At 60.9% G+C, this 23,819-nt stretch carries 17 protein-coding genes; 16 read left to right on the top strand and 1 reads right to left on the bottom strand.

The window, feature by feature from the left end; translation table 11 throughout:
* Positions 1 to 130 precede the first annotated feature (130 nt).
* From DXB86_RS03755 to DXB86_RS09890, 9 genes are all read left to right on the top strand, one after another.
* The gene (locus tag DXB86_RS03755) at positions 131 to 2,080 is read left to right on the top strand and encodes an NAD(P)/FAD-dependent oxidoreductase (RefSeq protein WP_117736195.1); all 1,950 of its coding nucleotides are present in this window, start codon (positions 131 to 133) and stop codon (positions 2,078 to 2,080) included.
* 367 nt (positions 2,081 to 2,447) lie between these two features.
* Positions 2,448 to 3,701, top strand: a complete 1,254-nt coding sequence (locus DXB86_RS03750; RefSeq protein WP_158555275.1) for an ATP-binding protein — start codon at positions 2,448 to 2,450, stop codon at positions 3,699 to 3,701.
* A 540-nt stretch (positions 3,702 to 4,241) separates the two neighbouring features.
* Positions 4,242 to 4,934, top strand: coding sequence for a GntR family transcriptional regulator (locus DXB86_RS03745; RefSeq protein ID WP_117736193.1), 693 nt, complete (start codon positions 4,242 to 4,244; stop codon positions 4,932 to 4,934).
* Positions 4,935 to 5,054: 120 nt separating this feature from the next.
* A complete protein-coding gene (locus tag DXB86_RS03740) occupies positions 5,055 to 6,077 on the top strand; it encodes a LacI family DNA-binding transcriptional regulator (RefSeq protein ID WP_117736192.1) in 1,023 nt (340 codons plus the stop codon).
* Between the two features lie 133 nt (positions 6,078 to 6,210).
* Entirely contained in the window at positions 6,211 to 7,548 is a 1,338-nt protein-coding gene (locus tag DXB86_RS03735; protein ID WP_117736191.1) for a glutamine synthetase family protein, read from the top strand.
* A 50-nt stretch (positions 7,549 to 7,598) separates the two neighbouring features.
* Positions 7,599 to 8,261 carry a response regulator transcription factor gene (locus DXB86_RS03730; protein WP_006234733.1) on the top strand — a complete coding sequence of 221 codons (663 nt, stop codon included), beginning with the start codon at positions 7,599 to 7,601 and terminating at the stop codon, positions 8,259 to 8,261.
* Positions 8,262 to 8,469: 208 nt separating this feature from the next.
* Positions 8,470 to 9,933: a S1C family serine protease gene (locus tag DXB86_RS03725; protein WP_117736190.1), complete on the top strand. Its 1,464-nt coding sequence runs from the start codon at positions 8,470 to 8,472 to the stop codon at positions 9,931 to 9,933.
* Between the two features lie 248 nt (positions 9,934 to 10,181).
* Positions 10,182 to 12,410: an NAD-dependent DNA ligase LigA gene (gene ligA / locus DXB86_RS03720; protein ID WP_117736189.1), complete on the top strand. Its 2,229-nt coding sequence runs from the start codon at positions 10,182 to 10,184 to the stop codon at positions 12,408 to 12,410.
* Entirely contained in the window at positions 12,410 to 12,589 is a 180-nt protein-coding gene (locus DXB86_RS09890; RefSeq protein WP_147330817.1) for a hypothetical protein, read from the top strand. The genes ligA and DXB86_RS09890 overlap by 1 nt, the downstream gene beginning before the upstream one ends.
* An 86-nt stretch (positions 12,590 to 12,675) precedes the next feature.
* Here the strand turns inward: DXB86_RS09890 and DXB86_RS03715 are convergent, their stop codons facing one another.
* A complete protein-coding gene (locus DXB86_RS03715) occupies positions 12,676 to 14,022 on the bottom strand; it encodes an MATE family efflux transporter (protein WP_117736188.1) in 1,347 nt (448 codons plus the stop codon).
* A 259-nt stretch (positions 14,023 to 14,281) separates the two neighbouring features.
* On the opposite strand from DXB86_RS03715, the gene DXB86_RS03710 reads away from it, so the two are divergent.
* The 7 genes from DXB86_RS03710 (at position 14,282) to DXB86_RS03680 (ending at position 23,761) form a co-directional block, all read left to right on the top strand.
* The gene (locus tag DXB86_RS03710) at positions 14,282 to 16,102 is read left to right on the top strand and encodes an ABC transporter ATP-binding protein (protein WP_369831476.1); all 1,821 of its coding nucleotides are present in this window, start codon (positions 14,282 to 14,284) and stop codon (positions 16,100 to 16,102) included.
* Positions 16,086 to 17,993, top strand: a complete 1,908-nt coding sequence (locus tag DXB86_RS03705; RefSeq protein WP_199410980.1) for an ABC transporter ATP-binding protein — start codon at positions 16,086 to 16,088, stop codon at positions 17,991 to 17,993. The genes DXB86_RS03710 and DXB86_RS03705 overlap by 17 nt, the downstream gene beginning before the upstream one ends.
* Before the next feature lie 215 nt (positions 17,994 to 18,208).
* Positions 18,209 to 19,246 (top strand): hypothetical protein, encoded by a 1,038-nt coding sequence (locus DXB86_RS03700; protein ID WP_117736187.1) that lies wholly within the window; start codon positions 18,209 to 18,211, stop codon positions 19,244 to 19,246.
* 232 nt (positions 19,247 to 19,478) lie between these two features.
* The gene (gene moaA, locus DXB86_RS03695; protein WP_233504134.1) at positions 19,479 to 20,534 is read left to right on the top strand and encodes a GTP 3',8-cyclase MoaA; all 1,056 of its coding nucleotides are present in this window, start codon (positions 19,479 to 19,481) and stop codon (positions 20,532 to 20,534) included.
* Positions 20,535 to 20,538: 4 nt separating this feature from the next.
* Entirely contained in the window at positions 20,539 to 21,840 is a 1,302-nt protein-coding gene (gene mobB / locus DXB86_RS10165) for a molybdopterin-guanine dinucleotide biosynthesis protein B (protein ID WP_117736186.1), read from the top strand.
* 242 nt (positions 21,841 to 22,082) lie between these two features.
* A complete protein-coding gene (locus DXB86_RS03685; RefSeq protein WP_117736185.1) occupies positions 22,083 to 22,667 on the top strand; it encodes a histidine phosphatase family protein in 585 nt (194 codons plus the stop codon).
* Positions 22,668 to 22,915: 248 nt separating this feature from the next.
* On the top strand, positions 22,916 to 23,761 hold the full coding sequence (locus tag DXB86_RS03680) for a PRD domain-containing protein (RefSeq protein WP_117563639.1): 846 nt from the start codon (positions 22,916 to 22,918) through the stop codon (positions 23,759 to 23,761).
* The last annotated feature ends 58 nt before the right edge of the window (positions 23,762 to 23,819 follow it).

Genomic DNA, 23,819 nt, shown 5'->3' with positions numbered 1-23,819 from the left:
GCGGTATACTGGAGTTTTGTGAACCGAGCAGAAGCCGGGGGAACACGTGCGCTCGGGCACCGCTCGGTTGCTGCTACGATAGATAGGTCAGTAATTTGCCGCCGAGCGGCTCAAACGAAAGGAAGCCTGCATGGAGTCATCCGCCTACCCGATGCTCTTTAGTCCGATCAAGGTCGGTACGACCGAGGTCAAGAACCGCGTCTTTATGCCGCCGGTGTCTACCAACCTGGCCGATCACGGCTATGTGACCGACGACTTGGTCGATCATTACCGTGCCCGCGCCAAGGGCGGCGTGGGCCTGATCATCACTGAGGTCGTGACGGTCGAGCCTACCTATACCTATCTGCCGGGTGACATGTGCTGCTACGACGACACGTTTATCCCTGGCTGGGAAAAGCTCGCCGCCGCCGTCCACGAGTATGGCTGCAAGATCATGCCGCAGCTCTTCCACCCCGCCTACATGGCCTTTAACATTCCGGGCACCCCGCGCCTCATCGCTCCGTCCTTTGTGGGCCCGTCCTATGCCCGCGAGGCTCCGCGTCCCATCACCATCGACGAGATCCACGAGCTCACGCATCAGTTCGGCGACGCTGCCGTGCGTATGCAGAAGGCCGGCGTCGATGGCGTCGAGGTTCATGCGGCGCACGCCCATGGCATGCTCGGCGGCTTTTTGACCCCGCTCTACAACAAGCGTACCGACGAGTACGGCGGCTCGCTCGACGCCCGCATGCGCTTCTTGCTCGAGGTCATCGCCGAGATTCGCGAGCGCTGCGGCAAGGACTTTATCATCGACGTCCGTATCTCGGGTGACGAGTACACCGATGGCGGCCTGACCCTCAACGACATGATCTACGTCTCGCGCCGCTTGGAGAAGGCCGGCGTCGACATGATCCACGTGTCGGGCGGCACTACCATCAAGCGCGGCTCCGCCATTCCCGCCGCCGGTACGCAGCAGGCCTCGCACGCCGCCTGCTCGCGCGAGATCAAAAAGCATGTGAATATTCCCGTTGCCACGGTCGGCCGCATCAACGAGGCATGGATTGCCGAGGAGCTGATCGAGGACGGTGCTGCCGACATCTGCATGATGGGCCGTGCCAATCTGTGCGATGCCGAGTTCTGCAACAAAGCGGCTGCCGGCAACGCCGACGAGATCCGTCCCTGCATCGGCTGCCTGCGCTGCCTGAACGGCATTATGTTTGGCAAGCGCATCTCCTGCACCGTCAACCCGGACGTGGAGCGCGATGAGGCTGGCTACGAGCTTGCCGCCGAGGCCAAGAACGTACTGGTTGTGGGCGCCGGTCCTGCGGGCATGGAGGCAGCCTACATTGCCGCCAAGCGCGGTCACAACGTGGTACTCGTGGATAAGCAGGACGAGCCGGGCGGCGAGATGCGCATCGCGGCCGTTCCGCCGGCAAAGCAGGAACTCACCCGTGTGATCAAGTATCAGTACCGTCGCCTGGCCGAGGCCGGCGTCACATGCGTCTTTGGCACCGAGCTCTCGGCCGAGGACATTCAGCGTGACTACGCGGGCTACGAGGTCGTCCTGGCCTATGGCGCCGAACCCATCGCCCCGGCCTTTATGCAGGGCTTTAAGCAGGTCATGACGGCTGATGACCTGCTGGGCGGCAAGGCTTTCCCGGGCAAGAAGATTGTCATCGTGGGCGGCGGCACCGTCGGCTGCGAGACGGCCGATTACCTGGCCCCGTTGGTCAACGATCTGTCGCCGGCAAACCGCGACGTCACCGTTATCGAGATGACCAAGACGCTCGCCGCCAACGAGGGTGGTGCCGGTCGCGCGGTCCTCATCACGCGCATGCTCTCCAAGGGCGTTCACGTGCTGACCGAGGCCAAGGTGACCGAGATTACCGAGGACACCATCAGCTACGAGAAGGACGGCGAGGCCCACACCATCGCCGATGCCGATACGCTGGTGCTCGCCATGGGCTATCGTCCCAATACCAAGTTGGCCGACGACCTTGCCGCTGCCGGTATTGCCACCCACGTGCTGGGCGATGCCAACAAGTGCGGTAACATCCGCGATGCCATCGGCGATGGCTACAAGGTTGCCTGCGAGCTCTAGTCAACCCCTTGTTGCGTGGGGGCAGGTTACTTTGCACCAACTTGGTGCATGTAAATCTGGCCCCATTGCACCATTGCGGCTTCATGGAGTAGCGCCCGTACGCATCGAATTTCTCCTCTCATAGATGTGCGGCACGAAGAGCCCCGAGTTCATACGAGCTCGGGGCTCTTTTCGTTTGGATTGCAGGCGTATTGACAGACGAAAACAGCCTGTGTCCGGTATTGAGCCATACGAAAGCGAAATTATGCGTCTTAATTCCGTACGCAAATAAAGACGAAAACCGTTTGCGTCTTTGATAAATCAGTACGCAAACGGTTTTCGTCTTATAATACGGTTATGAATGGTACGAAACGAGAGGGTTGTGCATATGGTTGTTAGAGAGAACCCTACAGTCGAATACAAGGAAAGCGTTACGCCGACGTTTCTTAAAACGGTGAGCGCCTATGCAAACTACGGGACGGGCAAGATTGAGTTTGGCGTTGATGACGAGGGCGTGGCTGTCGGCCTTGCAGATCCGGTCGCAGAGTGTCTCCGCATCGAGAACATGATTAATGACAGCTTGGATCCCGCTCCCCGTTACACGCTCGAGCGCGATGAGAAACACGGGACCGTAATCCTTACGGTTTATGAGGGCCAGGACAAACCCTATCGAAGCAAGGGAAAGGCCTACAGGCGAAACGATTCGGCAACGGTGGAGGTCGACCGGTTTGAGTATGGCAGGCTGACGCTCGAAGGCAGCAACGTAACGTTCGACGCGCTCACGTCGGCTCGCCAGGACTTGAGTTTTCACACGCTCGAGCATAAGTGTGTTGAACATCTCGGCATTTCCGAGCTAACGCCGGATATTATGCGCACGCTTCGCTTGCTCGGCAAAGATGGCTATACCAACGCTGCGGCGATTTTGGCGGATAAGAATGATTTTCCGGGCATCGACTGCGTCCGTTTTGGCGAAACCGAGGATGTGATCTTGGACCGTGAGACGGCGACAAATGTATCCGCAATTGAGCAGGTGGACAGGGCGGTGGCTATGTTTGCACGCTACTACCGTTTTGAGCGTATCGAAGGGATGGAGCGCGTCCAAACCGATCGAATTTCTCTTGAGGCATTCCGCGAAGCTGTTGCAAACGCTTTGGTGCATCGGACGTGGGACGTTCGAGCGAATGTTCAAATTGCCTTGTACGACGATCGTGTTGTTGTGACTTCGCCCGGATCACTGCCTGCCGGTTTGACGACGGAACAATACCTGTATGGGCAGATATCCGTGCTCAGAAACCCAATTGTCGCCGAGGTCTTTTTAAAGCTGGATTACATCGAGAAATTTGGCACGGGAATCGCGCGCATTAGACGTGCCTATCGCGATTCGATCAATCAACCAATTTTTGATGTTCGCGGCGGCATGGTGGCCGTCACATTGCCCGCTACCGATGCCTTTGAAGGGTCCGAGGAAGAGATTCGGGTTCTCAATGCCTTGTCGGGCGGGCGAATTATGTCGCGAAGCGAGATTGAAAAACAGACGGGGCTGAGCCGCATGCGGACGTTGGCGGCACTCGAATCTCTGCTTGAACGGAATGCAATCGTAAGGCAGGGAACCGGGCGGGCCACGAAATACGAGCGCTCATAGTCCAAAAGAGCCATGGTACAAGACGGACCCCAAGCCAGCGTTGGCTTGGGGTCCGTTATATCCCGGATGGTAACGGGCCGATTATTGTCAAGTTATAGCAAAGTATAGCGACGTACAGCAAAGTATAGTGAAATATGGCAAGCCGTATAGCGCGCCTTGATTATCAACCCTTGATTATCAACCGTCCGTATTTCACAGCAACTTATAACAGGCTCGGGGTGCCAATTTGGGGTGCGGTAGTGCTGCGTCACGAAAAGGGCCTATCTACTACGTTTAAGCCGCAGGGGCCAACCATAGTTGGCTTTTACGAAAATCGACAAGCTGTCTACCTGCGGTTTTGTTTTCACGGTTTTCGGTATGGCCGAGGCTATCCGTGTTAACGTAGTAGATGGGCCACTTTTGTGGCAAGGGGGCCGATCTGCGGGCCAGGGTAGCTAAAAGAGCCCCGTCCCAAAAAGACTGATTGGGAGCTGGGGCGTGTCGATGCGATAGTATTACGTGGTGGAATTCGACAAACCGTGAGCTTCATACGAGGGCTTTATGGAACAACACCAGCATTATCAGAGCCTGCAAGATCAGGCATATAACGCATTGCGCTCCAAGATTATCTATGCTGAGCTCAAACCCGGCACGCGCCTTTCGGCGATTGGTCTGGAAAAGGAGACAGGAATCGGGCGCACGCCCATTCGCGAGTCTTTTGTGCGCCTGCGCGAGCAGGAGCTGGTGGAAACGCGTCCCAAAAGCGGCACCTATGTCTCAAAAATCAGCATGGAGCACGCCGAGAACGCCTGCTTCTTGCGCGAGAAACTCGAGAGAAGCGTGCTTATTAAATGCTGTTCGGCCGCCACGCCCGAGCAAAAGCAGCGGCTTGAGCAGATTCTTGCCGAGTCCGAATCGCTCGACCATCGCGAAACGCGTCGCTTTTTCGACTTGGATAACCTGTTTCATGAGACGTGTTTTGAGATTGCCGGCCGCCATATGTTGTGGGATTGGATGAAGAGCGTCAACACGCATTTTGAGCGATACAACTGGTTGCGTATGGTGTCGCAGGATCTGGATTGGGAACCGATTCGTCGGCAGCATCGCCGGATTCTCGAGGCCATTAAGAAGGGCGACACCGACACGGCGAGCTATTTGGCAGAGACGCACTTGCATCTGATGCCCGAGGAGCAGGGCCCGGTTATCGCCTTGCATCCCGACTATTTCGAGCTGCCCAAAGACTCGGCTATCTAACTCGCGCCCTTTATTAGCTGCGGTGAAATTAAGATCGCTCTGCGGGTCTGGTGGCGTAGGCAGTTCGCATAAATGCCTAAAATGGCCCAGACTGCCGACAATTAGGAAACGGGGTGCGCTATGGCGCAGATGAGGATTAAGGACATTGCTGCCGAGGCGGGCGTGAGCCCGGCCACGGTCTCGCGCTATCTCAACAACCGCCCCGGGCAAATGACCGAGGAAACCCGTGCTCGCATCGCGGCGGTTATCGAGCGCACCGGCTATCGCCCTCGCGCCGCCGCGCGCAATCTGCGCAGCTCACGCACCAACCTCATCGGCGTGATTCTGGCCGACATTGCTAACCCGTTCTCCAGCGCCATGCTCGAAGGGCTTTCCGCCAGCGCCGCCGCGCGCGGCTGCTCGCTCATGACGGCCATTAGCGGCAACGACCCCGCCAAGGAGGCAGAGTCGCTCACCAGACTTATCGATGCCGGCGTGGACGGCCTGGTCGTCAATACCTGCGGAGGCAACGACAAGGCGATCGCCGAGGCTGCGGGACGCCTGCCCGTCGTGCTGCTCGACCGCGATGTTGCCAATGGCGGCGTCGATCTGGTGACCTCCAACAACCGTGAGCTGGTCGCCGGCCTGGTAGACGCCTTGGCCTCTGCGGGCAGCGAGCGCCTGTGCCTGCTCACCGAGGCAAGCGACGACAGCCCTGTGCGTCGCGAGCGTGCCGAGGCCTTTGCCGACGAGCTTTCGCGACGCGGCCTTGCGGGTGAGGTCGTCACCCTGGCCGATGGTGGCGCCACGGGTGTCAGTCGCCTGGACGAGACCATCCGCGGCTATGCGGGTAAAAAGCTCGGCCTCATTGCCGTCAACGGTCTGGTCTTCCTGCGCCTGACCGAGGCGCTGGCACAGTTGGGTCCCTCGCTGCCGGCTGGCCTCAAGATCGCGACGTTTGACGATTACCCCTGGAACCACGTGCTCTTTGGCGGTGTGACCACGGCCGCGCAAGACACCCTCGCCATCGCCGAGCGCGTAGTCGAGCGCCTGTCCGAGCGCATCGACGTCGTTACCACTACGGTGGGCGACGCCGCAAAGCTCGCCCCCAAGCGCATCGAGATCCCCGGCCACATCGAACACCGCGCTTCGACCTCGCGCTAGTCTCTTGGCCTCACGGCCTGTTCGCACACGTTTTTTGGGCGCTTGATACGCTTTAACCCTGCGGAAACATTTTTCTGCGATAGTATCTGCGATATAGACCAGTCGAAACCCGCCCGAAAGAAAGGGGAGCGACATGAACCAGCAGAACATCGATTACGTACTCCGCTCCGTAGAGCAGCGTGACATCCGCTTTGTGCGTCTGTGGTTTGTCGACATTCTCGGCCGCCTCAAGAACTTTGCCATTAGCCCCGAGGACCTCGAGGTCGCTTTTGAGGAGGGTATTGGCTTTGACGGCTCCGCCATCGAGGGTTTTGCCACGCCCGAGGAAGCCGACATGCTGGCGTTTCCCGATGCTTCGACCTTCCAGATTTTGCCGTGGCGCCCGAGCCACAATGGCGTCGCCCGCGTGTTCTGCGACGTGTGCACTCCCGATCGCAAGCCGTTTGCCGGCGACCCGCGCGATGCCCTGCGTCGCATGTTCCGCAAGGCCGAGAAGGCCGGCTATCTGCTCAACGTGGGCGCCGAGCTGGAGTATTACTACTTCCCCGACGAGCATACCCCCGAGCCGCTTGACAACGTGGGCTACTTCGATCTTTCGGTGAGCGATGCCGCCCGCGACCTGCGTCGCAACACGGTCCTCACGCTCGAGAAGATGTCCGTGCCCGTGGAGTACACCTTCCACGCCGCCGGCCGCTCGCAGCACGGCATGAGCCTGCGTCACGCCGAGGCCCTGAGCATGTCCGACGCCGTCACCACGGCCAAGCTCATCATTAAGCAGCAGGCCTACGAGAGCGGTTGCCACGCTTCCTTTATGCCCAAGCCGTTGGCGGGCGAGGACGGCAGCGCCATGTTTTTGCATCAGTCGCTGTTCGACCACGACGGCAACAACGTCTTTTGGGGCGAGGACGACGAGAAGTACCACCTCTCCGAAATCGCCAAGCACTACATGGCCGGCATCTTGGCGCACGCGCGCGAGATCAGCGCCATCACCAACCCCACGGTCAACTCGTACAAGCGCATCACCACGGGCGGCGACTCCGTGCCGCAGTACGCCACGTGGGGCCTGCGCAACCGCGCGAGTATGGTCCGCATCCCGGTCTACAAGCCCGGCAAGCAGCTGTCCACGCGTATCGAGTTGCGCAGCCCCGACCCCATGGCCAACCCGTACCTGGTCAACGCCGTCACGCTGGCGGCTGGTCTGGACGGCATCGAGCGCAAGCTGGAGCTCCCGCCCGAGGCCACGGCCGAGACGCTCAAGCTTACCGACCGTCAGATGGTCGAGGCCGGCTACACGCCGCTGCCGCGCTCGCTCAAAGAGGCGCTCGACGTGTTTGAGGACTCGCAGTTTATGAAGGATGCCCTCGGCGAGCACATCCACAGCTTCTTCCTCAAAAAGAAGCGCGACGAGTGGCATAAGTTTGAGTCTACGATCACCGAGTGGGAGATCAAGCACTATCTGGCGAACTCCTAATCGCGCTGGCTTGTTCCAGTACGATTGAGCTCATTTCTTTGGAGGCCGATATGTCCGAAAAGAGTGCCCTGTTCATGGCGCGCACGACGCGCTTCCACGAGTTTGCCCGCAGCCTGACGACCACCCTGGGTGTCGAGGTGAGCCTGGCAACCCCCGATTCGCCGACTGCGGCGCACGACTTTGACCTGCTGATTCTCGATTCAGATGGCATCCGCAGCGACCGCATCGATCAGATTGCCAAGTGGCTTGACGATCGTGGTGGCGTCCCCATGTTGGTGATCGTTGACGACGAGGCGCTCGGTACCCTGCGCCTGCCGAATCACGCGCATGCCGACTTTGTGTGCCCCACGGCGACGCCCAACGAGCTCAAGGCTCGCGCGCAGCGCCTGATGGGCGAGGAGGAGACCGTCACCGCCGATGATGTGCTCAACATCGATAACCTCGAGATTAATCTGGCTACCTACCAGGTGACACTCGATAACGAGCCCATCGACCTGACGCTGATGGAGTACTCGCTGCTGAGCTTTTTGGCGACGCACCCCAACCGCGCCTACAGTCGCGAGGTGCTGCTGCACCGCGTATGGGGCTTTGAGTACTGCGGCGGCACGCGCACCGTCGACGTGCACATCCGACGCATCCGCTCCAAGGTGGGCCCGCAGATCGCGGCGCACATCACCACCGTCCGCGGCGTGGGATATCTGTTTAAGGACTAGATTTCCACCACAAAGGGGACAGGCACCTTTGTGGTGGTTTTGCCGCAGGTGCGGGTTCCCTTCGAGTTTGCAGCAGAACTTAAGCCTTCCTAAAAGATTGCGTTCTCGTACACGTACGCCCGCATATTGGGGTACAACTCAACGTGAACAATGATGGCCCGCCACGTGTTTGGCGGGCCATTGGTTATTTGACGAAAGGATCGCAGCCATGAGCGAGAACGATTCCCAGCGTCCCCAGGATGTTGGCAATGCCGGCGAGACTCAGCAGCAGCCGCGCGTGCAGGTGGAGTCGACGCCTGCCGACGGCAACAACATTCCCTACGTGCAGGCCTACGACACGCAGACCGGAAAGCCGCTGGGCAGCCAGCAGGTTGTAAACAAGCACACGGTGGTCAAGACCAAGACCAAAAAGCTGCCGATCTTTATTACGGCGCTCGCCGGCTGCGCCTGTGGCGCCCTGCTGGTCATTGCGCTCATTATGAGCGGTACGCTCAACATTGGCGGTGGCAAGAATGCCGTGACGGCGGGTGCTTCGGGTTCATCGACGCAAAAGATCACCATCGATTCCGAGGACACTACGCTGGCCGAGGCCGTTTCTGCCAAGGCCCTGCCCTCCGTCGTTTCCATCACCGCCACGTCGAGCGGCAGCCAGAATGGCTCGCTTTCGCAGTCTGCCGACGAGTCGGACAACTCGGGCAGCGTCGGTTCGGGCGTGGTGCTCGATACCGAGGGCCATATCCTCACCAACAACCACGTGGTCGATGGCTATGACCAGTACGTGGTGACCATGGACGACGGCACCACCTACGAGGCCGAGTTCGTGGGCAACGACGCTTCGAGCGACCTGGCCGTCATCAAGCTCAAGGACGCCGACGCCTCCAAGCTCACGCCGATTGAGATCGGTGATTCCTCCAAGCTCAACGTGGGCGAGTGGGTCATGGCGATCGGCTCGCCCTTCGGCAACGAACAGTCTGTCTCCACCGGTATCGTCTCGGCGCTGTATCGCTCCACGGCCATGAGCTCTACCGGCGGCAACACCATCTATGCCAACATGATCCAGACCGATGCCGCCATCAATCCGGGCAACTCCGGCGGCGCGCTCGTCAACGACAATGGCGAGCTTGTGGGTATCAACTCGCTTATCGAGAGCTACTCGGGCTCCAGCTCGGGCGTGGGTTTTGCCATTCCGGTTAACTACGCCAAGAACATTGCCGACCAGATCATCGACGGTAAGACGCCGGTGCATCCGTACATGGGCGCTACGCTTTCGAGCGTCAATGCGCTTAACGCCCGCACCAACAAGTTGAGCACCGATAGCGGCGCGTATGTGGCGAGCGTCGTTGAGGATGGTCCTGCCGCCAAGGCCGGCATTCAGGAGGGCGACGTCATCACCAAGCTGGGCGACGATGAGATTTCGAGCGCCGACGGCCTGATCATCGCGCTGCGCAGCCACGAGGTGGGCGAGAAGGTCGAGATCACGCTCATGCGCGGCAAGGAAGAGAAGAAGGTCACGGTTGAGCTGGGCTCCGACGAGGAGCTGCAGAACCAGCAGCAGAACGACAGCGCGACCGATACCGGCAACGGCGGTATTACCGACGAGCAGCTGCGCCAGTATCTGGAGGAGCTGCTTGGCCAGCAGGGTCAGGGTCAGGGCAACGGTCAGGGTTTCTAACGAACCGTATTGCACATATCGAAGCCAGAGGGGACTGTCCCGCCGACGCGGGACAGTCCCCTCTTTTCTTATTGATCCGTTGGGGACGGGGAAACGGATCATTTAGAAATGGCAAGGGCATGAGTTGATCGCGCGATCCACTCCGGTCTGGCGGCTGCCGATTCGGTGCGGTTCGAAAGGGTTATTCGGCGCCATGGTGACCGGTGGTACTCTTGTATCCGTTTGAAATCGAGCGAAGGAGTGCCGCTATGGAGCAATCGAGCCTGTTTGGTGACGGTGTGGACATCGATACCGAAACGCCCGCGAGCGAGGATACCGCTGCACCGGCCGATGCCCGTGCCCAGGCGGCGGCGCGTGCGGCCGAGCTGCGCCACGAGCTCGATTACCACGCCTACCGCTACTACATGCTCGATGCGCCCGAGATCACGGATGCCGCCTTCGACAAAATGCTCGTTGAGCTCCAGCAGATCGAGGCCACCTACCCCGACCTGGTGACGCCCGACAGCTATACCCAGCGCGTGGGCGGCTACGTGAGCGAGCAGTTTACGCCGGTCACGCACATGGCACGCATGTATTCCATGGACGATGCCATGGATCTGGACGAGCTCGACGCGTGGCTCCAGCGCACCGAGGATGCGCTCGGAGCCGGTAGCGTCACCTATACCTGCGAGCTTAAGATCGACGGTCTGGGCGTGGCGCTTGCCTACCAAAACGGCACCTTTGTGCGCGCGGCCACACGCGGCGACGGCACCACGGGCGAGGACGTGTCGCTCAACGTGCGTACCATCAAGGATGTGCCCATGCACCTGTCCGAGCCGGCGCTCGCCCACATGGGCGCCGACCGCGAGCGTGCCATCGAAGTACGTGGCGAGGTCTATATGCCCAAGGGCAGCTTTGTGCGTCTGAATGAAGAGGCCGATGCCGAGGGTCGCGACCCCTTCGCCAACCCGCGCAACGCCGCTGCCGGATCGTTGCGCCAGAAGGATCCCAAGGTCACGGCACGCCGCGACCTGGCCACCTTTATCTACGCCATTGCCGATACCGATCCGCTGCACGTCCACAGCCAGCGCGAATTTCTCGACTGGCTGCGCAGCGCCGGCTTCAGCGTCAACCCCAACGTGGCCCGCTGCGCCACGCCGGCTGAGGTTCACGAGTTCTGTGCCCAGGCCCTCGAGCATCGCGGCGACTTGGACTACGACATCGACGGCGTGGTCGTAAAGGTCGACAGCTTCCAGCAGCAGCTCGACCTGGGCTTTACCGCCCGCGCACCGCGCTGGGCCATTGCCTTTAAGTTCCCGCCCGAGGAAAAGCAGACCATCCTGCGCGAGATTCGCATCCAGGTGGGCCGCACTGGTGTGCTCACGCCGGTCGCCGAGTTCGACCCGGTGACGGTCGCCGGCTCCACCATCGCGCGCGCCACGCTGCACAACATCGACGAGATCCGCCGCAAAAACGTGCGCGAGGGCGATACCATCATCGTGCACAAGGCGGGCGACGTGATTCCCGAGGTCGTGGGCCCGGTGCTCGACAAGCGCCCGGCCGATTCGGTCGACTGGCACATGCCCGAGGTCTGCCCCGTGTGCGGTAGCCCCGTGGTTCACGAGGATGGCGAGGTTGCCTACCGCTGCGTGTCCATCGACTGCCCCGCACAGCTCAAGGAGCGTTTGCTCCACTGGGTGAGCCGCGGCTGCATGGACGTCGATGGCCTGGGCGACGAGATCGTCGACAAGATGATCGCTGCCGGCCTGATCCACGATGTCGCGGACTTCTACCAGCTCACGGTCGACGACATCGCAGGCCTGGACACGGGCCGCACCTATGCCAGCTCCAACAGCAAAAAGGGCGTCAAGAAGGGCGATCCCATCCCGGTGGGCCTCAAGACGGCCGAGAAAATCATCACCGAGCTCAACAAGTCCAAGAGCCAGCCACTCGGTCGCGTGCTGTTTGCCCTGGGCATCCGCCACGTGGGCAAAAGCGTGGGCGAGGTCATCGCCGAGCGATTCCTGTCGATTGACAAGCTCATCTTGGCGAGCGAAGAGGACATCGCCGAGTGCGAGGGCATCGGCCCCAAGATTGCGGCGAGCGTCAAGCAGTTCCTGGCTGTGCCCGAGAACCTTGCCGTGCTGGAGCGCCTACGCCAGGCGGGCCTGTCGCTCGAGGTTGACTTGGGCGCCGCACACGCGCAAGCCGCGGCCGATGCAGGCGTGGCCGGCGAGCTCGCCGACGCTCAACCGCTCGCGGGTCTGACCTTTGTGCTCACGGGCACGCTCGTCAACCGCACACGCGACGAGGCGGGCGCGGCGCTCAAGGTGCTCGGCGCCAAGGTCTCGGGCAGTGTTTCAAAGAAGACGAGCTATCTGGTCGCCGGCCCCAAAGCGGGCTCCAAGCTCACCAAGGCCGAGCAGCTGGGCGTACCCGTGCTGGACGAGGACGCACTCGAGCGGATCTTAGCTACTGGTGAGGTGCCGGAGGCGTAATGGATATCGAGAATCGCAATTGCTCGCAGGTGGAAGGGCGCGCGAGGCATTCCCAAGTGCAGGCAAAAGAGCGCTTAATGATGCGAATTTGCGTTGCCGAGCGCGAGCGCGCGGCGGGTGCATCTCGCGATGCCTTTGAGGCGTTGACCGAGTTAGAGGCGAGGCTCGGTCTAGCCTAGAGAGACCGGCACCGTGACTTGCGTCACGTAGGTTGCTGGGCCGTCGCTGATGATGTCGTCGATCAGGGCGATTTTGCGTCGCCCCGCTACGCCGCCAGCTTGTCAAAAACCCCGCGGCGGTTGAGCACGGTAAACGCGACAACACAAATGACCGCCGATAGAATCGACCCGCACGGCGAGGCGATGCCCATGGGGAACAGCGTGTCGGAATAGGCGTTCGACAGCAACCATGCACCGGGCACACGAATGAGTACCACGGCCAGCACGTTGTGCGCAAAGCCGATGTAGCTCTTGCCATACGCAGCGAAAAAGCCGCTAAAGCAAATGTGGATGCCGGCAAAGATTGCATCGAAAATGTAGCTGCGCATATAGCCGGTGCCGGCCGCGACCACCGCGGCGTCCTTGGCAAAAAAGCCGATAAACGCCGGTGCCACCAGCCACATCAGCACCGTGATCAGGCAGCCGTATACTACCGAGATGGTCATGGCATCCTTGAGCACCTGACGTGCGCGGTCACCCTTGCCCGCGCCGGCGTTTTGCGCCGTGAGTGCGCTGACGGTGGCGCCCATGGAGCTCGGCACAATGAACAAAAAGCTGATCATCTTTTCGACCAGGCCCACGGCGGCGGCGTCGACGAGCCCTCGGTGGTTGGCGATGACGGTGATAAACATAAACGCCACCTGGATGCAGCCGTCCTGCACGGCCACGGGCACACCGATCTTAAGGATGCTACCGAGCACTTCGGGCTGGGGGCGCAGGTCGCTGCGCTTGAGGTGGATATGCGTGCGGCGGCTCTTGAGCCACACGAGTGCGAGGGCCACGCTTGCCGTCTGGGCGGTTACCGTACCGAGCGCCGCGCCCACGGGGCCGAGTCCCATGTGGCCGATAAACAAAAAGTCGAGCGCGATGTTAATGATGCACGCCACGCCGATCACGTACATGGGCGAGCGCGAATCGCCTAGGCCGCGAAAGATAGCCGAGAGGATGTTGTAGGCGGCGATAAAGGGAATGCCGACAAAGCAGATGCGCAGGTAAGCAGCGGTGCCTTCAACTGCCTCGGCCGGCGTGCCAATGAGCGCCACGATCTGCGGGCACAGTGCAAACAAGATGGCGGCCAGCACCACCGAGACACCCATAAAGAGCGTGATGGTGTTGCCGATGGCAACCTCGGCGCGGTCGAAGCGGCGCGAGCCCACAGCGTGGCCGACGATGACCGTCGTTCCCATGGCCAGGCCCACGAGCGTCACGGTAATGATATAGAGCGTCTGCGCGCCGTTGCCCACGGCGGTGATGCCGGCGGCGCCGCTAAACTGCCCCATCATGTACAGGTCGGCCATGCCGTAGAGCATCTGCAAAAAGTACGAGAGCATATAAGGCAGGGCAAAGACCGCGATGGTCTTAAGGACATTGCCGCGTGTGAGGTCGTGTTCCATGGGCGGGGCTTTCTGGCTTGGTCTGTTTACGTACCAGTGTAGTGAAAACCCTACAACGATTATAGAGTCAAGGTTTATGTTGGCAGTGGGGCGAAAAAGTCACGCTCGCGTTCATTTCTAATTGAATACAGGGGCGCGTCCTGCGAGCTTGGTGCCTGCACTAGCCTTGCAGAAATCGATTTCGGAACACTTGACACCGCCGCACGGCGCGCCATAATACGTGGGTTTGCGAACAACGTTTGATGGGGGATGAACCTGCGTGCGCAATCTCAAGATTCTGTTTTCCTATCTGGGGGCATACCGCCGCGATGCCATGCTCGGCGTGCTCTTTGTGACGGCCGAGACGGCGCTCGAGCTGTTTATCCCGGTCATCATGGCAAATATCATCGACGTGGGCGTTCCCGCGGGCGACATCAACTACATGCTGTTGCAGGGCACGTATATGTTGGTATGCGCCGCATGTTCGCTGGTACTTGGCTTGGGCTATGCGCGCACGTCTGCTCGCGTCGCCTCGGGGCTGGGCGCTAACCTGCGCGAGGCCGAGTATCGCAAGATCCAGACGCTCGCCTTTGGCAATCTGGACAACTACGACGCCAGCTCGCTCGTCACTCGCATGACCACCGACATCACCGTGATTCAAAACGCCATCGGCAACGGCTTTCGCCCCATGGTGCGCGGCCCCGTGACGCTCATCGTCGGCTTGGTCTATGCGCTGGTGCTGTCGCGCCCGCTCGCTACGGTATTCGCGATTATTCTGCCAGTGCTGGCGATTGTACTGGGCGTTATCACCTATCGCGTCAGCCCGCTCTACCGCCAGCTGCAGACCTCGATGGACCATCTCAACGGTGTGGTGCAGGAGGACCTCACCGCCGTGCGCGCCGTCAAGGCGTACGTGCGTGCCGAGCACGAGGAGGCCAAGTTCGATGCCGTCAATACCGAGCTTGCGCATACGGCGACGAAGACCTTTGGCAACGCCGTGCTCAACCTGCCGGTGTTTCAGCTGTCGATGTACGTGGCGGCGCTTTCCATTCTGTGGATCGGCGGGCGCATGATTCTTGCCGGCGAGCTCGGCGTGGGCTCGCTCACGGGCTTTATGAGCTATGTGCTGCTCATCATGAACTCGCTCATGATGATTTCCAACGTGTTTTTGCTGATCACGCGCGCACTTGCCAGCGTGGAGCGCATCTCGCGGGTGCTCGACGAGCGTTCGCTTATCCAGGCGCCCGACGTTGCCACTGCCGTGCACGGGGTGGCCGACGGAAGCATCGAGTTTCGCGACGTGTCGTTTAAGTACCGCGCGGATGCTGCCGAGGATGTGCTCGAGCATATCGACCTTCGCATCGAGAGCGGCTCAACGGTGGGCATCCTCGGCGGCACGGGCTCGGGCAAGAGCTCGCTTGTACAGCTGATTGCGCGCCTGTACGACGCCACTGAGGGCACCGTGCTTGTGGGCGGACACGACGTGCGCGACTACGACCTTGCGGCCCTACGCGACGCCGTGGGCATTGTGCTGCAAAAGAATGTGCTGTTCACGGGCACCGTGCGCGAGAACCTGCAGTGGGGCAATCCGCAGGCGTCGGACGATGAGCTCCTCGCGGCTTGCCGCGCGGCGTGCGTGGACGAGTTCCTTGATCGCATCGGCGGGCTGGACGGAGAGCTGGGCCAAGGCGGCGCCGGTGTCTCGGGTGGCCAGAAGCAACGCCTGTGCATCGCGCGCACGCTGCTCAAGCATCCGCGCGTGCTCATTTTTGATGACTCCACCAGCGCGGTCGATATGGCGACCGACGCCAAGATCCGCGAGCATATCGCTCAGATTCCCAATACGACGGTGATTGTCATTGCGCAGCGCATTGCGAGCGTTATGGATGCCGACCGCATCGTGGTGTTGGACGACGGCTGTGTCCACGGTGTGGGCACGCACGAGGAGCTGCTGGCGGGCGACGCCATTTATCAGGAGATTTATGCCTCGCAGATGGAGTTTGCGGGGGATGCGGGCGTCGTGGATGGCGCAAATGCCCTGTCTTCCTCTGGCCCCAGTGGATCGCTTCAGGCTGCGAAAGGAGATGAGCATCGTGCCTAAGACATCCGCTCAGGCCCGTCCCGCCAATCTGGCGCAGACGCTTCGCCGCCTGCTCTCCTACATGGGGCATGCCAAGTTCTCGCTGCTCGCAGTGGGTGTGCTTGCCTTTGTGGCCGCCATCGCAAGCCTTGCCGGTACCTACATGGTGCGCCCCATCGTCAACGGTTTGGCAACGGGCGGCGAGGAACTGCTCGCCAGGCAGGTTATCTTTACCGCTGCCATCTACGCCGCGGGCGTGCTCTCGGCTCTGGGCTACTCGCAGATTATGGTGCGCGCGGCCCAGCGCGTGGTCTCCGATATCCGCCGCGACCTGTTTGCGCACATCCAGATGCTGCCGCTGAGCTACTTCGACAGCACGCGCTCGGGTGACATCATGAGCTTCTTTACCAACGACGTCGACACCGTCTCCGAGGCGCTCAACAACAGCTTTGCCAACGTGATTCAGGCGAGCATCCAGGTGGTCGGCACCACGGCCATGCTCATCATCCTCAACTGGCAGCTCACGATTATCACGCTCGTGTGCGATGTGGCCATTGTGCTGTACGCGCGCTACTCGGGCATGCGTTCCAAGCGCTTTTTTGCCGCCCAACAGGCGTCGCTGGGCGATTTGGACGGATATATCGAAGAGATGGTCTCGGGCCAAAAGGTCATCAAGGTCTTTAATCACGAACAGGCCAACGTGGCTGGTTTTGACGCGCGCAACCAAGAGCTGCGCCGCACCGGTGGTGCCGCGCAGGCCTACGCCAACTCGATGGTGCCCATGACCGTGGTGATCGGCTATGCCAACTACGCCATCGTTGCGGTGGCAGGCGGCATGCTCTGCATCAACGGTCTGGCCGATGTAGGTGCGCTCGCAAGCTACCTGGTCTTTGTGCGTCAGGCCGCCATGCCCATCAATCAGTTTACGCAGCTGGGCAACTTCTTGCTCAACGCGCTGGCCGGCGCCGAGCGCCTGTTTGCCGCCATGGATCTTGAGCCCGAGGTGGACGAGGGCTGCGTGGAGCTGGTGCAGACGGGCGACGCCGCGTGGGCATGGAAGATTCCCGAGGGCCAGGGCGTGGGCGCGTACGGGCACCTGCATGATGTGGCTGCCGTTGATGAGTCGGGCCGTGCGGTGGCTGCCGACGGCACCGAGCTCACGTGCGGCTTGGTCCCGCTCGCCGGCGACGTGCGCTTCCATGCCGTGGACTTTTCCTACGTGCCGGGCACCCGTGTGCTCACGGACCTCAACCTGTTTGCCAAGCCGGGGCAAAAGATCGCGTTTGTGGGCTCGACGGGCGCCGGAAAGACGACCATCACCAACCTCATCAACCGCTTTTACGAGGTCGATGACGGCGAGATCACGTACGACGGCATCGACGTCAAGCACATTGCCAAGGCCAGCCTGCGCGGGTCGCTCGGCATTGTGCTGCAGGACACGCACCTGTTTAGCGGCACCATTGCGCAGAACATCCGCTTTGGCAAGCTCGATGCGACCGACGAGGAAGTGCGCGCCGCTGCCGAGGCTGCCTGCGCCGATTCGTTTATCCGCCGCCTGCCTAGAGGCTACGATACGCCGGTCACGGCCGATGGCACCAACCTGTCGCAGGGTCAGCGCCAGCTGCTCGCCATCGCGCGCGTGGCCGTCGCCGACCCGCCGGTGCTGATCCTGGACGAGGCCACTTCGAGCATCGACACGCGTACCGAAAAGCTCATCGAGCGCGGTATGGACCGCATCATGCGCGGACGCACCACGTTTATGATCGCGCACCGCCTGTCTACCGTCCGCGACGCCGACGCCATCATGGTCCTCGAACACGGCCGCATCATCGAGCGCGGCACGCACGAAGAGCTGCTCGCCCAGCACGGCGAGTACTGGCAGCTGGCGCATGGCTTAAAAGAGTTGGATTAACCTGTTCGAGCACGATGCTTTGACCCCTCCGTGCCTCTCACCTCGCCTCAAACCATCACAACATTCGACGTTTTTTGCCAAAAACGGGAAAAGCATCGAATGTTGTGATGGTTTTTCTGCCACTCGATCGGGTGGAATCGCTTTCTTGTGCACGAAGGTGTGCGGACCCGTGGGCAGGGGAATAAGGTTGGTTATCCGACTCCATTGGAGGGCTCATGGACCTGCCGATCGTCCTGTCCCATAAGACTGCCTGGCTGTACCACAACGTGGCGCGCCCGTTCGAGCCGCTCTCGCGAGCAAGCAGCCTATACGATGAGGACTCGCTTGCTGGCGAGGCGGAGCCGACCGCGAGCCTGCCCAAATTGGGGCTCGATGCCAAGGGGCTGAGGGCTTCAACGGCAGTTGGGATCGTTACCGACTATCTGGTTTCGCTTGGTATTCCACGAGAAGAGCTCGATCATATCGACACGCTCGTCAACTTCGATTTTGAGCGCTCGACGCCGGCTGGATTTAGGTGCCATGTGTTTGGAGCACCGGTACCTCCAGGCCATCTTATCGAGGTGGCAGAGGGCCTTCTGGTGGTTGATGAGGCCATGTGCTTTGTCCAGGCGGGTTCGTGGATGAGTGAGCCCGAGCAGTTGGAATATGGCTACGAAATCTGCGCCCGATACCATTTGAATCATCTGTCGACAGGCGATTATATCGAGATGGGGCAGAGGTATACCGTTGCCGACTTGATTGCCTATTGCAATGAGAACCGATCTCGTCGGGGGGCCATACGCGCGGCCGCCGTGCTCAAGCGCGTGCACGATGGCGCGCGGTCGCCCATGGAGACGGCCACCGCAATCATGGTCGTAGCAAAACGTTTCCAGGGCGGGCTGGGATACGCCAAACTCGAGCTCAACCATAGGGTCGATGTTCCCAACGAGTTCAAGTGTCTCGCAAAGGCCGGGTATTTCGAGATTGACGTATATGCGCCTGCGAGCGGTACGGGGATTGAATACAACGGCTCGGACCATCTTGATAAACAGCGCAGCGCGTCGGATGCGGAGCGTATGACCGTACTGAGCGCGCTGGGCTTTAGGATGATCGTCCTCACCGGGACTCAGTTTGCCCATCAGCTGCAATTGCACCGGGCGATGAACGCCATCGCGCTTGCGATAGGCCTTAAGTGCGACCGAGGCGAAGCGTTCCAAAAGCGGCAGAACGACCTGCGAGAATTCGTGATTCGGCACTGGGACGGCGGCCTTTAGGGGCGCTTTGGCCCTTCTGCGGGGTGCCGTGGGCAGGCAAACCATCACAACATTCGACGTTTTTTGCCAAAATCGGGAAAAGCATCGAATGTTGTGATGGTCTGTGTTGAGGATGGGCTTGGGAAGCCGGTCTTGCTCGCAAAGGTCTTTCGTGTCGTACGCATGTCGACCCATTCTTCCCGTGCGGTACTATATTCCCCGAAGAATAAAACGCCGCGTGAGGGGAGGCTGCGTGGACGGGCACGTGCAACATGACGGCTTTGGTCGCGATATCAACTACCTGCGCATTGCCGTTACCGACAAGTGCAATTTCCGCTGCATTTACTGCATGCCGGCAGACGGCGTGACGCCCCGCGCGCACGATGAGCTACTCAGTGCCGAGGAAATCGCCCGCTTTGTGCGCCTGGTGGCGGGGGAGGGAATTCGCCGCGTACGCCTGACGGGTGGCGAGCCGCTGGTCAGCCGCCGTATTATCCCGCTCATTCGCGACATCCGCGCGATTCCGCAGATCGAGGACATCTCGCTTACCACCAACGGCGCCCTGCTGCCCAAGCTGGCGCCGCAGCTCAAAGACGCGGGGCTTAATCGCGTCAACATCTCGCTCGACACGCTCGACCCTACGCTCTTTGGAAAGATCACGCACCTGGGCCGGCTCGAACAGACCATGGCCGGCATCGACGCGGCGCTGGCTTGGGGCTTTGAGCCCGTTAAGGTCAACTGCGTTGTGGTGCGTCGGCTCAACCAGGATGTGGCGGCTCTTACGCGGCTGACCGTCGACCGCCCCATCCACCTGCGCTTTATCGAGTACATGCCCATCGGCGACGAGCGTACGAGCTCGCATTGCGCTGTGGACCCGCATGCGCCCGCGCTCAATCCCGAGCTGTGGGACGCGAGCGATACCGTGCCGAGCGACGAACTGCGGGCGCGCATCAATACCGGGGTCGCCGCGACGGGGCTGGCCGAGCTCGAGCCGCTCGACATCAACGACGCTCCTGCCGGCGCGGGCCCTGCGCGCTACTGGCACTTTCCGGGTGCGGCGGGAACGGTCGGCTTCATTAGCGCCATGTCCAACCATTTTTGCGCGAATTGCAACCGTCTGCGCCTGACGGCCGATGGCAACGTGCGTCCGTGCCTGTTCAGCGATGCTGAGTATTCGGTGCGTGAAGCGCTGCGCCGTGGTGATGATATGCAGGTACTTTCGATTTGGCGCGATGCCGTGGCCCACAAACCGCAGGAACACGCGATAATTGAGGGCACGCAACGATTTATGTCCCAAATCGGAGGATGATCATATGGCCAAGAGCAGGTACGCCGATGCCACCAAGGCCGCTCGCAGGGCCGCGATGTCTGCCCACAAAGTCACGGCTGCAGCGAATGCTGGCAACGCCGCCGTGCCCGCGCAGCCGACTGCCAGCGCTGTCACCGAGCCCGCCCGCGACGCCCGTCGCGACGAGCTGACGCATGTGGACGCCAAGGGCGAGGTTCGCATGGTCGACGTGTCCGACAAGGTCGAGACCCATCGCATCGCCATCGCCGAGGGCACCATCCTCATGCACCCCGAGACGCAGGCCATGGTGCTGCAGGACCGCGCCAAAAAGGGCGACGTGCTTGCCTGCGCGCGCGTGGCGGGCATTATGGCCATCAAACGCACGAGCGACATCATCCCCATGTGTCATCCGCTGCTCATTACCAAGAGCAAGTGCGACATTGCGCCCATCGCTCCGGCGGGGACGCCGGCCGAGGACATGCCCGAGGGCTGGGCGCCGGCGCGCGTGGACGGGCAGGTTGGCTTTCACGTACTGGTTACGGCCGGCGTGACGGGCAAGACGGGTATCGAGATGGAGGCCCTGACCGGCGCGAGTGCTGCGTGCCTAACGATCTACGACATGTGCAAGGCTGTCGATCGCGGCATGGAGATCGTCGATGTGCGCCTGCTGCACAAGGAGGGTGGCCGCTCGGGTGTGTGGGACCGCGCAGAGCGTCAGGCCGCTGCCGTTGAGGCCGTGGCCGCTGACGGTGCCGCGCCCGCGAGCGCACCCGTCGCCGTTGCGCCTGCAGCTCCGGCACCGGCCGTCCCCGCGATCGCGTTTATCGGCTACCAAAACTCGGGCAAGACCACGCTCGTCGAGAAGGTTATCGCCGAGCTCACCCGCCGCGGCCTGCGCGTGGGTTCGCTCAAGCATCATGGGCATCACGGCTTTGATATCGATGTACCCGCTAAGGACACCTGGCGCCATCACCAAGCCGGATCCAAGCACGTGGGCCTCATCTGCGCCACGCGCTGGGCGGAGTACGCCGACACGCGCGAGGAGGACGAGATGCCCGCGCGCGAGCTACTGTCACGCTACAACGATGTCGACGTGGTGATCATCGAGGGCTACAAGACTGAGGGCTTCGACAACATTGTCGTCGCGCGCTCCGGTGTCGACCGTCTGCGCGGCAAGAGCTCGCTCGACCTGGTCGATGGCCACACGCTGGCCCTTGCCTGCAACGAGGCCCTGGCGCGTCAGGCCTTCGACGCCGGCTTTGCGACCCGAGCCATCAACATCAACGACGCCCGAGCCATCTGCGATCTGATCCAAGATCACCTTTAAGGCTCGACGCTGCGCCGGCCCCAAGCACCCCATCTCGCCCCTCAAGCCGTCGCTCGCGTACCAAAGTACGCGTCGCTCCTCTTTCGGGGCGACCTGGGGCACTTGGAACCGGCTCGCTGCGCTGCCATAACCTGCCAAAAAGGGACAGGCATCTTTGTGGTGGTTTTTGCAAAAAAGCTTTGACTTAAAGTTAGCTCAAGGTGTCATAATCGCTGACAAACGATTGCGATCACGGAGGCCTCATGTCAAAACTGTACTTTATGCGTCACGGTCAAACGCTCTTTAACTTGCTTCGTCGCAAGCAGGGCTGGTGTGACTCGCCGCTCACCGAGCTGGGAATCGAGCAGGCTCAAACTGTCGGTGCGACCCTGCGAGGGCGTGGCCTTACGTTTGACCATGCGTACAGTTCGACGTCCGAGCGTGCGTGCGACACGCTTGAGCTTGCGTTCCCCGGTCAGCCTTACGAGCGCGTCAAGGGCCTTAAGGAGTGGAACTTTGGCAAATTTGAGGGCGCGAGCGAGGATTTGAATCCGCGCCTGCCGTACGGCGATTTTTACAAGCAGTATGACGGCGAGGGCGAAGTCGAGTTTCGCGAGCGTATGATGGCGACCATCACCGAGTTCATGCAGCGCCCTGGACATGAGAGCGTGTTGTGCGTGAGCCATGGCGCCGCAGCGGCTCAGGTCATGCGCGGCGTGGGCGTGGAGCCGCTCAAGATGAAGCACCGCATTGGCAACTGCTGTGTGCTCGAACTCGACTTTGATGCTACTACCGGCACATTTGCTCTTGCAGATTTGTACAACCCCTACGGCACCCCGCGCGAGTAACATCAGGGCATCAGCCAAAACCACCACAAAGGGGCCAGGCACCTTTGTGGTGGTTTTGCCGTTTACAGGCGATTTCCTACCGTTCAGCGGACTTTCGCACCAATGGGGCTTACGCTGCATGCAAGTTTCATCCTACAATCGCCCACGTGCTCACAAGTTTGTTACTCCTCGGGAGGCATCACTTGCGCATAATAGAAGACGAGGAATATCGCCCCGTCGTCTAGCGCCGATGTCCGAGGAGTTTTTTCATGCTCATTTTAAAGAAGATCAACAATAACGTTGCTCTCGCCGCCAGCGATGACGGCCGAGAGGTTGTTGTCTTTGGCAAGGGCATCGGTTTTCACGAGATGCCCTACGAGCTTGCCGATGAGTCGCTCATCCAGCGCAAATTCTATAACGTTCCCGAGAGCCTGCAGGATATGGTCGGCACACTTCCCGACGACGTTCTGCTCGCGGCAAGCGACATTGCCTGCTTCGCATCCCAGCAGCTTGGTTGCAAGCTGTCCGGTGGCCTGCCCTTTATCCTGGCAGATCACCTGCAGTTTGCCGTTCAGCGCGACGACGACCAGATCAGCGCTCCCAACCCGCTCGAGCATGAGGTGGCTTTCATCTACCCGCGTGAGCTCGAAATCGGTCAGGCCGCGCTCGCCATCGTGCAAAAGCACACCGGCGCCAAGCTGGGTCAGAACGAGGCCACGAGCATCGCGCTCCACATCGTTAACGCCGAGGTCGACGGCATGGGCCGCGCCAAGGACATGGACTTCATCATGAAGAGCACCCGCGTGCTTGACGAGGTAACCCATTCCGTGGAAAAGCAGCTCGGCTGCTCGCTCGACACGGCGTCGTACTGCTACATTCGCTTTCTTGCGCACCTGCGCTTTTTGGTTCGCCGCCTTGTTAAGGGCAGCTGCACGCAGACCGAGAACTCCTCACTGTTTATGCAGGCCGCCCGCGATTTTCCCGAGGCCTACCAGTGTGCGTACGCCATCAACCGCGTGTTCGAGAAAGAGTTCAAGCAGAGCTGCTCGGACGAGGAGCTCTTGTATCTGATGATGCATATCAACCGTCTGCGATCGGCTTCGCAGACCGAGTGAGTAAAGCCGCCAGCCCGGCGGCAATCGCAACAATTCTTTTTGGTTTCTAACTGCGGGC

The organism is Collinsella sp. OM06-18AC, assembly GCF_003438785.1.
In the GTDB taxonomy this organism is placed as follows: Bacteria; Actinomycetota; Coriobacteriia; order Coriobacteriales; family Coriobacteriaceae; genus Collinsella.
Note: the sequence above shows the minus strand (reverse complement) of the source record. Positions and strands in the feature narration are given on the sequence as shown.

What these genes read in the sequence shown, in the direction of transcription:
- DXB86_RS03755 (WP_117736195.1), top strand. Translation starts at nt 131, where the DNA reads ATGGAGTCATCCGCCTACCCGATGCTCTTTAGTCCGATCAAGGTCGGT.
- DXB86_RS03750 (WP_158555275.1), top strand. Translation starts at nt 2,448, where the DNA reads ATGGTTGTTAGAGAGAACCCTACAGTCGAATACAAGGAAAGCGTTACG.
- DXB86_RS03745 (WP_117736193.1), top strand. Translation starts at nt 4,242, where the DNA reads ATGGAACAACACCAGCATTATCAGAGCCTGCAAGATCAGGCATATAAC.
- DXB86_RS03740 (WP_117736192.1), top strand. Translation starts at nt 5,055, where the DNA reads ATGGCGCAGATGAGGATTAAGGACATTGCTGCCGAGGCGGGCGTGAGC.
- DXB86_RS03735 (WP_117736191.1), top strand. Translation starts at nt 6,211, where the DNA reads ATGAACCAGCAGAACATCGATTACGTACTCCGCTCCGTAGAGCAGCGT.
- DXB86_RS03730 (WP_006234733.1), top strand. Translation starts at nt 7,599, where the DNA reads ATGTCCGAAAAGAGTGCCCTGTTCATGGCGCGCACGACGCGCTTCCAC.
- DXB86_RS03725 (WP_117736190.1), top strand. Translation starts at nt 8,470, where the DNA reads ATGAGCGAGAACGATTCCCAGCGTCCCCAGGATGTTGGCAATGCCGGC.
- ligA (WP_117736189.1), top strand. Translation starts at nt 10,182, where the DNA reads ATGGAGCAATCGAGCCTGTTTGGTGACGGTGTGGACATCGATACCGAA.
- DXB86_RS09890 (WP_147330817.1), top strand. Translation starts at nt 12,410, where the DNA reads ATGGATATCGAGAATCGCAATTGCTCGCAGGTGGAAGGGCGCGCGAGG.
- DXB86_RS03715 (WP_117736188.1), bottom strand. Translation starts at nt 14,022, where the DNA reads ATGGAACACGACCTCACACGCGGCAATGTCCTTAAGACCATCGCGGTC.
- DXB86_RS03705 (WP_199410980.1), top strand. Translation starts at nt 16,086, where the DNA reads ATGAGCATCGTGCCTAAGACATCCGCTCAGGCCCGTCCCGCCAATCTG.
- DXB86_RS03700 (WP_117736187.1), top strand. Translation starts at nt 18,209, where the DNA reads ATGGACCTGCCGATCGTCCTGTCCCATAAGACTGCCTGGCTGTACCAC.
- mobB (WP_117736186.1), top strand. Translation starts at nt 20,539, where the DNA reads ATGGCCAAGAGCAGGTACGCCGATGCCACCAAGGCCGCTCGCAGGGCC.
- DXB86_RS03685 (WP_117736185.1), top strand. Translation starts at nt 22,083, where the DNA reads ATGTCAAAACTGTACTTTATGCGTCACGGTCAAACGCTCTTTAACTTG.
- DXB86_RS03680 (WP_117563639.1), top strand. Translation starts at nt 22,916, where the DNA reads ATGCTCATTTTAAAGAAGATCAACAATAACGTTGCTCTCGCCGCCAGC.